Source organism: Paenibacillus jepli, assembly GCF_047238105.1.
Taxonomy (GTDB): Bacteria; Bacillota; Bacilli; order Paenibacillales; family Paenibacillaceae; genus Paenibacillus_D.
This window is the reverse complement of record NZ_JBDFMD010000001.1, coordinates 6,855,275-6,869,466: the sequence shown is the minus strand read 5'-3', so window position 1 is coordinate 6,869,466 and position 14,192 is coordinate 6,855,275. Positions and strand designations below refer to the sequence as shown.

At 56.6% G+C, this 14,192-nt stretch carries 11 protein-coding genes; 1 reads left to right on the top strand and 10 read right to left on the bottom strand.

Features of this window, described 5'->3' with window-relative positions; translation table 11 throughout:
- Nucleotides 1-822 precede the first annotated feature (822 nt).
- The 6 genes from ABC336_RS29375 to ABC336_RS29350 all read right to left on the bottom strand — a co-directional run bounded on the left by ABC336_RS29375 (nucleotide 823) and on the right by ABC336_RS29350 (nucleotide 9,638).
- Nucleotides 823-4,020 carry an efflux RND transporter permease subunit gene (locus ABC336_RS29375; RefSeq protein WP_413242041.1) on the bottom strand — a complete coding sequence of 1,066 codons (3,198 nt, stop codon included), beginning with the start codon at nucleotides 4,018-4,020 and terminating at the stop codon, nucleotides 823-825.
- 45 nt (nucleotides 4,021-4,065) lie between these two features.
- Complete coding sequence (locus ABC336_RS29370) at nucleotides 4,066-4,752, bottom strand: response regulator transcription factor (RefSeq protein ID WP_413242040.1); 687 nt, start codon at nucleotides 4,750-4,752, stop codon at nucleotides 4,066-4,068.
- Nucleotides 4,753-4,783: 31 nt separating this feature from the next.
- Nucleotides 4,784-6,226, bottom strand: coding sequence for a sensor histidine kinase (locus tag ABC336_RS29365; protein ID WP_413242039.1), 1,443 nt, complete (start codon nucleotides 6,224-6,226; stop codon nucleotides 4,784-4,786).
- Between the two features lie 148 nt (nucleotides 6,227-6,374).
- Nucleotides 6,375-6,935: a signal peptidase I gene (gene lepB, locus ABC336_RS29360; RefSeq protein ID WP_413242038.1), complete on the bottom strand. Its 561-nt coding sequence runs from the start codon at nucleotides 6,933-6,935 to the stop codon at nucleotides 6,375-6,377.
- Between the two features lie 115 nt (nucleotides 6,936-7,050).
- Entirely contained in the window at nucleotides 7,051-8,811 is a 1,761-nt protein-coding gene (locus ABC336_RS29355; protein WP_413242037.1) for an ATP-binding cassette domain-containing protein, read from the bottom strand.
- Entirely contained in the window at nucleotides 8,811-9,638 is an 828-nt protein-coding gene (locus ABC336_RS29350) for an energy-coupling factor ABC transporter ATP-binding protein (protein WP_413242036.1), read from the bottom strand. The genes ABC336_RS29355 and ABC336_RS29350 overlap by 1 nt, the downstream gene beginning before the upstream one ends.
- Nucleotides 9,639-9,747: 109 nt before the next feature.
- On the opposite strand from ABC336_RS29350, the gene ABC336_RS29345 reads away from it, so the two are divergent.
- Nucleotides 9,748-10,335, top strand: coding sequence for a biotin transporter BioY (locus tag ABC336_RS29345; protein ID WP_413242035.1), 588 nt, complete (start codon nucleotides 9,748-9,750; stop codon nucleotides 10,333-10,335).
- A 134-nt stretch (nucleotides 10,336-10,469) separates the two neighbouring features.
- Here ABC336_RS29345 and ABC336_RS29340 read toward each other — a convergent pair whose 3' ends face one another.
- The 4 genes from ABC336_RS29340 to ABC336_RS29325 form a co-directional block, all read right to left on the bottom strand.
- Nucleotides 10,470-10,730 carry an HPr family phosphocarrier protein gene (locus ABC336_RS29340; RefSeq protein ID WP_413242034.1) on the bottom strand — a complete coding sequence of 87 codons (261 nt, stop codon included), beginning with the start codon at nucleotides 10,728-10,730 and terminating at the stop codon, nucleotides 10,470-10,472.
- Between the two features lie 30 nt (nucleotides 10,731-10,760).
- The gene (gene ptsP / locus ABC336_RS29335) at nucleotides 10,761-12,494 is read right to left on the bottom strand and encodes a phosphoenolpyruvate--protein phosphotransferase (RefSeq protein ID WP_413242033.1); all 1,734 of its coding nucleotides are present in this window, start codon (nucleotides 12,492-12,494) and stop codon (nucleotides 10,761-10,763) included.
- A 70-nt stretch (nucleotides 12,495-12,564) separates the two neighbouring features.
- Nucleotides 12,565-13,701: a mannitol-1-phosphate 5-dehydrogenase gene (locus ABC336_RS29330; protein WP_413242032.1), complete on the bottom strand. Its 1,137-nt coding sequence runs from the start codon at nucleotides 13,699-13,701 to the stop codon at nucleotides 12,565-12,567.
- On the bottom strand, nucleotides 13,698-14,138 hold the full coding sequence (locus ABC336_RS29325; RefSeq protein ID WP_413242638.1) for a PTS mannitol transporter subunit IIA: 441 nt from the start codon (nucleotides 14,136-14,138) through the stop codon (nucleotides 13,698-13,700). Before ABC336_RS29325 ends, ABC336_RS29330 begins: the two co-directional genes overlap by 4 nt.
- Nucleotides 14,139-14,192: the final 54 nt, after the last annotated feature.

The following is a 14,192-nucleotide window of genomic DNA, read 5'->3' as shown; positions in this document are numbered from 1 at the left end:
ATTTCTTGATTTTATACCCCTTTTAGGGGTGAAATCCGGGGACTCACACGCTTTCTGCAAGAAAGCGACTTCGTAAGCATAAGCTGCGCTTCTCCAGATTCGATTCCGTGCCTCTCCGGCCATTTTTCAACAGCCTGAAAATAGCGCCTATTTCGATCAAAACCCTACTCGGAGCAGGTCCTACGGACACACGATCCGTTATGTGCTGATTTTGGGCTCGTGAAGCGCCATTTTTAGACCGATAACGGATCCTCTGTCCGCAAGCTGCTCTAAAAACAGGTCCATGCCCGAAATAAGGGCTACGGTGTCCGCTCGTAAGTAAATGCAGTCAGGGAGCCACTTCGTGGCCCCCACAATTTTATACTTATCTGTTCAAGGTGAAACGGCTACGCCGTCTTTTGATGGCGTCGCAAGTTTCATTCCGGAGATTTATAAGCTGATATATGTGTGAAACATATATACTCTTATAAATCAAGGTGAAACGGCTGTCGCCGTCTTTTGGCGGCGCAGCGCGTTTCATTCCGGAGAAATACAAGCCAAGTAGATAGGAGAATCATATACTTTCTAGTATTTGAACAAAACCTGCTAACGCAGATTGGCGAGAAGTGAGGACACATGCCGCAATCGGGTCAACCCCCGATAACTGATCGGACCAACCATTTGGTCGGATTCAAGTAACATTTTACCCCTGGTTGTGGACCGCGGCATCCAACTCAGCTGGGAGCACAACTTATCCACAAGTGACGAAAGTCATCATTTCCTAAACAACAAAAAAAACTGCCTTCAGCCATTAGAATGGCCAAAGGCAGCTGCATGCAGTCTCTAGTTCTCGTGGCTCGGCGCCTTGCGGAATCTAGCCATGAACTCATATACAATCGGTACAATGATCAAAGTAAGCAATGTCGAGCTCGTCAAACCGCCGATGACGGTGACGCCAAGTCCTTTGGAGATCAGTCCTCCGGATTCCAATCCCAGAGCAAGAGGGGACAGTGCACCGATCGTCGCAATCGCGGTCATCAGGATCGGTCGCAGTCGCGTACCCGCAGCCTCCAGCAGCGCTTCCCGGACCGGAAGGCCTTCCTTCTGCTTCTGGATCACCCTGTCGATCAATACAATCGCATTGGTGACGACGATACCGATCAGCATCAATGCGCCGATCAAGGCGGTGACGCTGATCGTCTCGCCAGCGATCCAGAGACCGACCAGTGCTCCGATCACGGTAAACGGCAGCGAGAACAGGATGCTGAACGGCGTCAGCGCGCCGCCAAACGTAATGACCAGCACAAGATAGACAATTGCGATCGCTGCCAGCATCGCCAAGCCCAACTGCGTAAAGGATTCATTGATCTGCTCGGTGACGCCGCCAAAGCTGACTTCTACCTGCGGCGGCAGCGCAAGCTGATCGACTTGACGCTGGAGCTCGGCAGAGACGCTCGCAACATTATCAGTCGTCGCCTTCGCGCTTACTTCCGCATAGACGCGGTCGTTGCGCTTGGTGATCGTATTGGCCGCTTCGCCCTCTTCGATCGTTACCAGTTCACTCAGAGGGATCTGCATGCCGAGCGGCGAAGTGAGCATCACATTCTCCAGATCTGTGCGATCCGTATATACAGCTTCTTCTACTTGAATATACACATTCAGTTCCTTGCCTTCGTGCTCGATCGTCGTGAGCGCCGGCCGCTGACGGTTCGGACTAAGCTCCATGGCAATCTGGCCTGCCGCCAGACCGTATTGGCTCAGCTTCTGCTGATCGGCAACCAGCACATATTGCTCATAGCTCTCGGACATGCTGGAGCCGATACCTGTCAGCTGTTCCTGCGACCCCATCATCTCGGCAACTTCAGCCACAACCGGACGGATCGTCTCCATGTCCGGACCATAGACGAACAAAGACAGTCCGCTGCCGCCAAGGCCGCCGGTCATAAAGTCCTGCTGCTTCCATTCGCCAGTACCGCCAATCGCCTGAAGCTTCTCAAGCACGATGTCTTTTTCTTCCGTAAATCCTTGGAAGTCCGCGTCATAACTGAGGAAGAACAACGCCTGCTTGGAAGCCCCGGGGTTCATCGGATTCTGACCGCCCACGGAATACTGCAATGTCTGGACTCCATCCTGCGCCATCAGCGATTGCTCGGCCTGAAGTGCCAGCTGCTCTACGCTGTCAAGCGACTCACCAGGCGCCGGGTTATACGTGATCGTCATCATTTTCTGCTCTTCCTCCGGCAGGAAGCTGGCGCCGATGATCGGAGCGATGAACAGACTGGCCAGGAGGACCAGGAATGCGCCTCCGAAGGTAATCGCTTTATGATTCAGCGACCAGTTGAGGATTCTCTTATAGCCTTCGGCCATCCGCCCAGGCTTCTCTTCATGCTTGATAACCTTGCCGCCGCTGAGCGCTTTGCGGAACATCATATGCGCCATCATCGGCACGATCGTTATCGCCACGAGCAGTGAGGCCAGCAGGGCAAAGACGATCGTCAGAGCAAACGGCATAAAGATCTCGCCGATCGCTCCCTGGACCAGCGCAAGCGGCAGGAAGACGGCGATCGTCACGATGGTCGAGGCGAGAATCGGGATGAACATCTCCCGGGTCGCATCAAGGACCAACTGTTTGCCGGTTAGCTTCTCGCCCTTAAGCGACATCCGCCTGTATATATTCTCGATGACGACGATCGAGTCGTCAATGACGCGTCCGATCGCAACCGTCATGGCGCCAAGCGTCATGACGTTCAAGGTAATATCCATCCGGCTCAGGATCAGCATCGCTATCAGGATGGAGAGCGGGATCGAGACAACCGAGATAATCGTCGAACGTACATCACGCAGGAACAACAGGATGATAATGACAGCAAATAGCGATCCGATCAGTGCTTTGTTAAGCATCGTGTGAACGGAATCTTCGATCGGTTCGCCTTGATCCAAGCTGATCGTGGCGGTTAGGCCGGCGTATTGACCTTCCAATTTTTGTATCTCAGCTTTGACGCCATTGACGACGTCTACTGTATTGGCATCTGCCGCTTTGATGATCGAGATGCCGATCGAATCCTGACCATTGGTCCGCGAGATCGACTCCGCTTTGCCGATGACCGACACTTCGGCGATCTCACTAAGCGCGACAGTCGGCAGTCCGGGCAGCTCCATGCCCTCCGGCAGCTGCTGAGCCGCCTGTCCGCCTTGGTCTGGCGCTGCTGGCTGCTCGACTTCGGGAGCGCCCTCCGCCGGCGTATCAGGCATAGCCACCGGTGGCGCAGCCGGCAGCTCCATGCCTCCTCCCGCTGCAGGAATGGCCGGGATCCGCAGATTGCGCAGATCCTCCAGTCCGATGATATTGCCATCGACCAGAACGGCCTTCTCGGTATCGCCGAACTCGAATATGCCGAGCGGGACCTGGAGTGCCGAGCCCTGGATAATCCCCTGAACCGTCTGGGCGTCGAGACCGAGCTCGCTCATCCGCTCCTGGTTGAAGTCAAGCTGGACCTCCTGCACGTGCTGCCCTGAGATCTGGACGTCGGCTACGCCGTCGACCCCTTGCAGTACGGGCACAAATGAATCCTCGACCAGCGCGGTCAACCCGGCCAGGTCGGCATTGGTGTCCGCGACACTGAAGGTGATGACGGGAAACGCGTTGAGCGAGATGCGCGAGATGTTACTATCCTGCACACCTTCGGGGAGCTGCATGCCTTCCAACTGCTCCTTGACCTCGGCCTGGGCGCGTTCCATATCTTTTTTATAGTCGAATTCCAGGATAATCGACGATACGTTCTCCATCGACGTCGAATTGACGACGCTGACGCCTTCGAGATTGCGTGTGCGCTGCTCGATCGGCTGGGTAACTTTATCCAGCACCTCTTCCGGTGTTGCCCCCGGATATACGGTTGTGATGCTCAGAATCGGCACGTTGATATTCGGGATGGTCTCCATCTTCATATTCAATCCCGAGTACAGTCCGGCAACGGTAACGATAAGCGTCAAAATCCATAAAGCGAATTTGTTGTTCAACGAAAACTGGATAATGCTCTTCATACGTGTTTCTCCCACTCCTTTTTCTATCTCAGCTTTACAGCAAATCTATCTGAAGCGGTACCCGACACCCCATATCGTCTCGATATATTGCGGGTTGGAAGGATCCTGCTCGATTTTCTCGCGCAATCTGCGGATATGCACGGTGATGGTGTTCAGATCCCCCATGGAATCCATTCCCCAGATCCGCTCAAATAACTCGTCCTTGCTGAATACACGGTCCGGATGACTGGCCAGGAGCATCAGCAGCTCATACTCCTTGCTCGTCAGCAGCACTTCCGTCTCGTTCATGTAGACCCGGCGCGAAGGTTTGTCGATGATCAGCCCCCGCACCCGAACCTGATCCTGCAGCTGTCCCTTCGTTCCTTTAAGCCTTTCGTAACGAGAGAGATGAGCCTTTACCCTCGCGACCAGCTCCCCTGGGCTGAACGGCTTAGTCATAAAATCATCCGCCCCCAGACCGAGCCCGCGGATCTTGTCGATCTCCTCTTGCTTGGCAGATATCATCAGGATAGGAATATCGTTCGACTGCCGGATCTGCCTGCAGATTTCAAACCCGTCGACGAACGGGAGCATCAGGTCGAGGATGATGAGATCATAATGCTTCGCAAGCGCCTGCCGCAGACCGCTTTCCCCGTTGTTCTCCATCTCCACCGTAAAGCCGTGACTTTCCAGATAATCCCTCTCCAGCTCAGCGATCGCGCTCTCGTCTTCGATGATCAGTATGCGGGCCATCGCTTTTCAGCCTCCTTTATCCTCATACATGTTAGCCTTCCATCTGCTGTGCAAGCGGCAATGTCAATACAATGCTGCTGCCTTGTCCGTGTTCGCTCTCGGCATATACCCGTCCGCCGTGCCCCAGGACAATCTGCTTGACGATCGCAAGCCCCAGTCCGCTGCCGCCAAGCGCCGAATTGCGGGATTGCTCTGCCCGGTAGAAGTGGTCAAAAATATGCGGCAAGGCTTCGCGTTCGATCCCTGGTCCGGTATCCCGGATTTCGATCTGCGCTTCACCTGCTCCCTCAGTAAGAATGACAGAGATTCGCTTCTCTGCAGAAGCCGGCATGCGCGCCATGTACTTAAGGCTGTTGTTGATCACGTTGGACAGCACCCGGCTGAGCTTCTCGCGGTCGGCCAGCACCGGCAGCTCACGCCCAGCTTGGATGACCACATCCAGATCAGCCCCGGTCTTCTCGATATCAAACCGGCATTCCTCCAGATAGTCTTCCAGATACCTGAGCAGATTGACCGTGCGCATCTCGTAAGGCTCCTCATTCAGATCGAGCTTGGAGAACAGGAACAGTTCATCGATCAATCCATCCATCTCAGTCGCTTTCTTGTAGACGGTCCGGATATATTTCGTACGCATCTCATCCGTATTGGCCACGCCGTCCAAGATGCCCTCGACATAACCTTTGATTGCAGTGATCGGCGTCTTCAGATCGTGGGAGATGCCCGCGATCAGCCCTTTCCGGTTGGTATCGATCTGGTCTCTCTCCTCGATGGACTGCTTCAGACGGAGCCGCATGCTTTCAAACGCGTTGCGCACCTGACCAATCTCATTGTTCTTCATCGCATCCAGACGGTAATCCAGATTGCCTGCCTCGATCTGCTCTGCGGCACGCCGCAGCTTCTCCAGCGGCCTGGTCAATGATTGGGATACCAGATAGGCCAGGACAAACATCGTAATCGCGATCGAGATCAGGAACAGCAGCATAATCAGCGGCCTGAAGTAAAAGGGCAACGGATCGTAATTCAGAAACAACGTCACGGACAGCCCCCTGTCTGAGCTGGCGCTCGGCGGCGTCAATTGCGTGACAAAATAGTGCTTGCCGCCATATTTGACGGTTTCTGCTTCGCCCTGGATGACCTGGCCCGCATCGATTCCTTCGATCCAGCTCGTCTCTGCGATCAGCTGCCCTTCCCTTTCGATCCGGATAGCCGACTCCCACTGGCCGTACCGGTCGATCAGCTCACCGGCGTAAGCTGGATTGCTCAACTTTTCCGCATCCTCTCGAAGGACATAATTTACCTCCCCCGTCAATCCGATCAATTCTTGCTCTCGCTCGCGGTTCACCTCATAGGCATTGAACAGATCGATATTGTCTCCGATAATCGGCCAAGCCAGCAGCAGTACCCCAACGAGTAACAGCTGAGGCGCGACGAGCATTGCCAAAAAAGCCAGCTTCAGTCTGCCCGTAATCGACATCCTATTCTCACGCCTTTGCTTGAAGTATTCTAATCATACCCGGTAGATATGAATGAAAAAGAAACTAGTTATTAAATAATTCTTAAATGGGAGTTCATACAAAGAAGACGCAAGCCGTGAATAATACGTCGGCCGCGTCTCGTCCCCGTTATCTAATCTCGCCAAACTTCTGCAGCGGCCATACCCGGAACACCGCTTTGCCTTCCAAGGAGTCATAGCTGATCGTTCCCAGCTGCCTGCTGTCCGTGCTGTTCTCGCGATTGTCACCGAGCACGAACACCTGATGCTCCTGCACGGTAAACGGCACTTCCAGCCCGACCGGGAACGTCTGCCCTTTGGCGTAGGGCTCTTCCAGTCTGGTTCCGTTCAGATAAACGGCTCCCTCCCGTATATCGACTGTATCGCCCGGAAGCGCGATTAACCGCTTGATCAGGCGGACATCGCTCTCTGGACCGTCGATGATGACGATATCTCCGCGCCGGGGTTCAGAGAATATGTAGCTGAGCTTGTCCTCCACCAGCCGGTGGCCTTCCTCCAGCGTACCCGACATCGAGCTCTGCCTCACCTCTGCCTGGGCAAAAGCATAGTTCTGGATCAGCAGTGCAATGCCGACAGCCATTGCGATCGATACCAGCCATTCGCGCAGTTCCTTTCGCCATCGTTTGCCCTTCGCCTTGTCTTTTTCACTGTCTTTTCCCTTCGTCTGCATCGCAAGCTCCTCCTCGCCTCATTGACAGTTGTTTATACGAATAATAGATAAAATTGTTGCAGATTTGGCAGATTTTCAGGGAATACGCGGTGCAGCTGCGACCCGCTCCCGAGAGTTACAGCCAGCTCCGCGCAGCCGCAAGCCCCAGAAACACCATGATTCCAGCAGCCAGCAAGAGGTAGTCCGCCTGCTGCAACCGCAGCCGGTACAGCTTCGGCCCGGCTGCGGCGTCCCGACCGAGCCCGCGCACCTCCATCGCTTCGGAGATCTCTTCAGCTATCCGCAGCATCGATAGCAGATACGGCACCAGCATCCGGGGCAGCTGGTTCATCGGTACGCGTCCAGGCTTGGCAGCCGACTTGCCGCGCGCTCGAGTAATCCTCGCAAAACGTTCCCATTCTGTGGTGAGCATCGGGATAAAACGAAAAATGAGCGAAACGACTAGGGCGAGCTCGCGTACCGGCATACGCAGCCGGGTCAAGCCGGCAAGCCCTTGCTCCAGAGCCCGCTGCATCCGGAACGGTGTGACGATCTGCGCCAGCGTCAGCCCGAGCAGCATGATCAGCAGGATCCGCGCGAACCGGAATGCCGATATGCTGGCTGCCCCGGCATTCCAGCCGGGAGGCGATAGCTGTACGGAAGCCACCAGAACTACGATAATAGCAAATAAAATGTAGATCCGGATCGCACCGCGCCATGCTGTCAGACTGGCTCTTGCCTGCCACAGGACGACACCGGTTAATGCTCCGCCCAGCAACAGACCTGACCAATCTTGCTGGAGCAGAAGACCGAAGCTGAAGAGCAGGTAAGCGACCCATAATATCCGCGGATCCCGCCGAGACCAGCTGCTCCCGCCAACCGCCTCGGGATCAACAGACGGCTGCTGCACAACGGCTCTGCGGGGATCATTAACCGCCTCCGGACTCTCCGCCGGCCGTCCAGCTTGAGCCGGAGGCGTGACGGCACCCGCCGGGTCAGGGCCACCGCAGGGAGTGGACGCCTCAACTCGATTCGTGCGAGCTGAGGCGATCAGTCCGGCAAGTCGTTCCGGCGGCAGCGGTTCTATGTCGGATAAGGCAGGCCATTGCAGACCTTGGCGGCGGAGCGCTGCCAACACAGCCGCTTCCGCAGGCATGGAGAGCTCCGGCGGGTCAGAATGATGCAGCGGCTCCAGCCAGCTGGCAGCAATCTCCGGTCGAGAGCGTCTGCTCATCATCCGACCTGCCTGCAGCACGACATTCCAATCGGCAACTGGCCACAGTGCATCCCAGTCGTGCGTGACGATAACCGCACCTCCTCCCCTTGCCCGATGGCCGCGCAGCATCTCCTGCAGCCGTTCGATGCTGGCTGCATCCAGTCCGGCCGTCGGTTCATCAAGCAACAGCCAGCGTGGTTTAAGAATGATCGCGCAAGCCAGTGCGAGCCGACGCTGCTCACCGCCGCTCAGGTGCCACGGATCTGAATCCAGCAGTTGCGGTTCCAATCCCATGACAGACATGGCCTCCAGCATCCGTTCGTTGATCTGGCGCTCTTCGAGTCGCAGCGGGGAAAGCGAGTACCGCAGTTCTTCGCGCACAGAAGGTGCAAACCACTGAGCATGACTCTGCTGCAACGAGAGGCCGAATGTCAGCAGGGCACCCCGGTTCAGCCGGTTGCCTTGCCATAATGTCATATGATCTACATGGATTCGTCCGGTTCGCAATGGACGCAGACCGGCCATGGACTCAAGCAGTGTCGTCTTGCCCGCTCCGTTAGGACCTGTAAGAATGGTGATCGCCCCTGGCGGGAAGGACGCCTGAGGCAGATCCAGTATTAACCCCGACTCTGGACCGGACGCTCGGACCTGCAGTCCTTCGATATGCCAGCCGCCGTGCATTATGTGCACACCGCCAGGGCCAGCTGTTCGCCGGTGAGCGGCAGCGGCTGCAGTCTTACCCCCTGCGCTTGCAGTTCGAGCGCCACTTGTACGGCGTAAGGCGGTGTCCACTCCAGCCGCTCGCAAGCCGATGGCGCACCATCAGCGGATGGCAGATAGAAGCCTTCCGGATCACCGTCATAGATCAGCTGCCCTTGGCACAGCGCCAGCACACGATCGCCGCTCTGCCACTCCTCGAGCCGGTGGGTGACCCAGATGACAGTCAGCCCGGCCCGGTGCAGTCGGCGTACCACAGCAAGCACCTCAGCCCGCGCAGCGGGATCCAGCATCGAGGTCGGCTCGTCCAGCACCAGTATCGGCGGCTTGCCTGCCAGGCAGCTTGCGATAGCAGTCAACTGCTTCTGCCCGCCGGACATCCCGGCTACGGCTTTGTGCTCCAGACCGCTCAAGCCGGTCCGCGCACATACATCCATCATGACGGCTGCCATTTCCTCCGCATCTGCCCCTCTATGCTCCAGGACGAGCAGCAGATCCTCCCATGGCGTTGCTCCGAGGATGCCCGCCTCGGGGTTTTGCAGGACATATGGGACCGGCAGCTTGCCGGCAAAGCCATGGTCCAGAGAACCGCTGACTGAGCAGCTGCGGCCGAGCTGGCCGGTCAGCAGTCTGACCAGCGTACTCTTCCCGCTGCCATTGGGCCCGGCGATCTGGACCCATTCGCCGCATCTGATATGCAGTGTCACCCGGTCCAGCATTGCTCTTGCCTCACGGCCGTTTGGCCCGGCGGCCGTCACAGTCACTTCTCGGAGCTTAATATCGTTTACCATCAATTTTTTCCTCCAGACTCTTCCCAAAACGGGGGCACTCATGGTATGATCCGAATTGTTAACCACCAAAAAAATATTTTGGTTAACATTATAAAGGAGAGCTGCATTAATGTCTACGTCTGTCCGTCATCTCGTTTTTACGGCTTTGTTCGCTGCATTGTTCATTGTCATGAGCACCCTCACTATCTATGTTACAGCTGTGCCAATTACCCTGCAAAATCTGGCTATCATGCTGGCCGGCGGCTTTCTCGGCGCACGTTACGGTTTCTACAGCATCGGTATCGTTATGGCTTTGACTGCTGCCGGCTTGCCGCTGCTTCATGGTCAGGGCGGGCTATCCTTTATCTTGGGTCCAACTGGCGGTTTCTTGTGGATGTTCCCTGTCTGCGCTTTGCTGTGCGGTTTTTTTGTCTCACGCATCCTGGATCAAGCCGACAACATTTCGCGGGCTGCAACCGTAGGCTGGCTGTTCGCAGTGTGCATGCTGTTCGGCTCACTGATCTCCTATGTGACAGGCGTGCCTTGGCTGGCTCACTTCGCCAATCTGTCGCTGGAGCGGGCATTGGCTGTCGGGATGTACCCCTTCCTGCCAGGCGACGCTGTCAAAGCCCTGATCGCCGCATTGGTATTGTATGCCGGCCGGTCGCACCGACCGATGCTGCATCGCCAGGTTGAGCAACCCGCTCATCAAGTCTGACCTATTATACCTTCCTCTTGTCTGCAAGCAAAGCTTGTGTTTCGGGAGAACTGCATCTGAATGCGACAAGGCGGCACAGCAAATGCTGTGCCGCCTTGTCGCGGATAATCCGGACATAGCTTCGTCCCGGCTATCTATTCATGTATTTCAGTGAGCAGCTTGCCCAGCGTCTCCTGTGCTTCCTCTTCTCTTTCGCCCTCTGTTTCAAGCAGCACCTCTTCATTGTGAGCGATTCCCAGGGTGAGCATGCTCAGGGAGCTTTTGCCGTTTACCCGCTTGCCTTTGCTGGTGACGAAAATTTTGCATGGAAATTCTGACGCTTTTTTGACGAAATCCTTAATCGGCCTTACATGGAACCCGGTCGGGTTCAGGATCGTATAGGTTTGCGAAGTCATCGCACATCCCCTCCTCTAGTAGATCATTTTCTATTCTCCTGCTGCTGCTGCCGCCAGACGGGTTTGGACAAGCTCCAGCACTTCCTGCTCGCTGCCCAGGGCAAGCGCTGCAAGCGCCGTTTCCTGCCAGCTCGCATAACTCAGTTCAGCGATCTGAGCCCGCGCTCCCAGGATCGCTCCGGCGCTCATACTGAACTCATGCAGTCCGAGGCCGAGCAGCAGCGGGATCGCCCGTTCATCGCCCGCCATTTCGCCGCACATGCCGACCCAGCGTCCATGCTGCGCAGCAGCGTCGATCACCATCCGTACCAGTTGCAGCACAGCCGGATGGCAAGGCTGGTACAGATAACTTACCTGCTCATTCATACGGTCGGCAGCCATCACATACTGGATGAGATCGTTGGTTCCGATGCTGAAAAAGTCCACGTGCGGCGCGAACACTGCGGCTCCCAGCGCTGCAGCAGGGATCTCAATCATCATACCGACTTCGATATCACTTGCGATATCGTGACCCTCCCGCAGCAGGCTGTCCTTCTCCTCCTGCAGGATGCGCTTGGCTTCCTGAAGCTCGCTCAGTACAGCGATCATCGGGAACATAATTTTCAATTGGCCGTGCTTGCTGGCTCGCAGCAACGCACGCAGCTGAGTGCGGAACAGCTCCGGTCTTGCCAGACACAAGCGCAGCGCCCGCTGGCCGAGGAACGGATTGTCTTCCTTCGGCAGCTCCATGTATGGCAGCTCTTTGTCGCCGCCGATATCCAGCGTGCGGATGACTACCGGCTTGCCCGTCATTTTCTCCAGCACATACTTGTATTGGTTGTACTGTTCCTCCTCGCCTGGCATGGAAGAACGACCCATATACAAAAACTCAGTCCTGAACAGACCGATTGCCTCGGCGCCGTTGTCCAGCACATGCTGCATATCTTCCACACTGCCGATGTTGGCCGCCAGCTCGACATGATGGTCGTCCAGCGTTACTGTCGGCTGGTCTTTTAGCCGCGCCAGCTCACGCTGGCTATCCAAATAGCGCTGGCGATCCTGCTCGTACTGAATCAGCTCTTCCGAGTCAGGATTGACGATGACCTGCCCGTGATCAGCATGCAGGACCAACTGATCGCCGGCTGTAATCTCCTTTACCCGTTCACCTGCACCTACTATAGCCGGGATGCCCAGCGAACGGGCCATAATGGCGGAATGCGAGGTGCGGCTGCCGACCCGGGTGATGAATCCTCGGACAATGTCCAGATCCAACTGAGCGGTGTCTGAAGGCGTCAGATCGTCCGCAACGATAATACAAGGCTTCCGGATACTCGTAAGACTGCTTGCTGTGCGGCCCCGCAGCGCATTCATGATCCGGCCAGCGACATCCTCTACATCGGCTGCCCGCTCCCGCAGCAGTTCGTTGTCCATCTCCCGCAATGCATCTACAAACGAGCGTGACGTTTCATATAGCGCATATTCTGCCTGTATCCCCTTCTCCAGGATCTGTTCCTCGATCACATCGATCAGATCCGGATCTTCCAGCACCAGCTGGTGTGCTTCGAAGATCTCCGCTTTCTCCTCACCGAGCCGTTCAATCGCAGCCAGCCTGATCTCCTCCAGCTCCTCACCCGCCTTGGCCACCGCTAGCCGGAAACGTGACGCTTCGGCTTGCGGATCGGCTGCTCTTTCCTCAGCAGGCACATAAGATTCCGTTTCGATGACAAAGGCTGGCCCGATTGCAATGCCCGGCGATGCCGAGATTCCTTGTATACTGATCGTCATGTCCGATCCCTCCCTGCTGGTCGCCTGCACTTTTGCACAGACGTTTTATTAATGCTGCACTCTTGTTGCATCAGGAGTATGCATGATAAGCCGCAATCGCGGCATCATGCAGCGGATGGCCTGCTGGCAGCTCGGTCACGCGCGTCAACGCCCGCGCCGCCCCCTCCTGCCGGATCATCTCCTGCAGCCTGTTCGCATCTTCATCATCTGCGACGTCAAAATGAAGCGCCGCCCCCATCGCAGCCGTAAGCCGGCCGGTCTCCAGGCCCAGCTCGAAAGCTTGTCGTGCAGGTCGTACCAATCGATCCTCCGGCGACAGCTTGCGCAGCGGCGATCGACCAACACGTGCCACCTCGTCGCTCAGATGGGGATTGCGGAAACGTTCGATGATCGTATCGATATACTGCTGATGCGCCGCGCGCTCGAAACCGTGCTTGACGCTGAGCATATCCCCTGTCTCGGCTAAGGTGCCGCTTACTTCCTCCAGCACCTCCGGCAGCTCAAGCGCCTGCTGAATCGTCGACGCCCCGAGCCGGTAGCCATGGTAAGCAGCCGTACAATGCCCGGTATTGACCGTGAACAGCTTACGCTCCACATACGGCGTCAGCTCGTTGACATAATGGATGCCTGTGATCTCCGGCAGTCCCAGCTGATTGCGCTCGACGACCCATTCGTAGAATGGCTCTACTTTGACGAATAAAGGATCGGCATGGGACTGGATCGGCACGATGCGGTCTACCGCCGCATTAGGGAAGGCAATCTTCCGGTCTGCCTCTTCCCGCTCCGCCTCCTGAAGCAGCGGATAGACATGCGACCTCAGCTGCGCACTGGCGCCGATGGCATTCTCGCACGCAATCACCTGGAGCGTTCTGCCTCCGGCAGCCAGGCGGCGGGAGATGCCTTGCGCGATCCCGGGCGCGATATGCCGCAGTGCGCCGACCCCGACTGCGGTCGTCACCAGATCGGCCTCCGCCACGGCCGCAGCCACGCTATCGAGCTCCGTGCCGTCGATTGCCGTCACTCCGCCTACTACTACCGTGTCGCCATCATCGCTTGCCATGGCTACTTTATAGCTGCGGCGCGTGCGCAGTTGCTCGACCAATTCACGGTTGACGTCAACGAAGCAGACTTCATAGTTGGCCGCTCCCAGGATCAAGCCGATGAAGCCGCGTCCGATATTGCCCGCGCCGAAGTGTACGGCTTTCATTCCTCCGCACCTTCATTGAAGAGCTGTGCCAGCTCGGCAGCGGATGTAGCGTTGATGATCCGCTGCAGGTTCTCCTCCTCCGAGCACACCATGGCGACATTGGTCAGCAGCTCCAGATGATCGTCTCCCAGTGCAGCGATACCTACGACAACATAAGCAAGCTCGCCTTCTCCGAAGTCGACGCCCTCAGGCAGTTGTACGACTGACAGTCCGGTCGAACGGATCAGCGACTTGGACTCATTGGTGCCATGAGGGATGGCCAAGCCAGAGCCCATATAGGTAGACAGCGTCTGCTCCCGCTCGATCATCTTGTCCACGTAGGCAGCATCTGCATGCCCCCCTTGGACCAGCAATTCCCCGGCGATCCGGATCGCTTCGAACTTGTCGGCTGCTTGGGCATTCAGCTTCACCATCGATTCAGCTATTGTCAGACTCATCATGCATCTCTCCATTCCGTTGATTTTTTAAAATCTCCATTCTAATCCGACTGG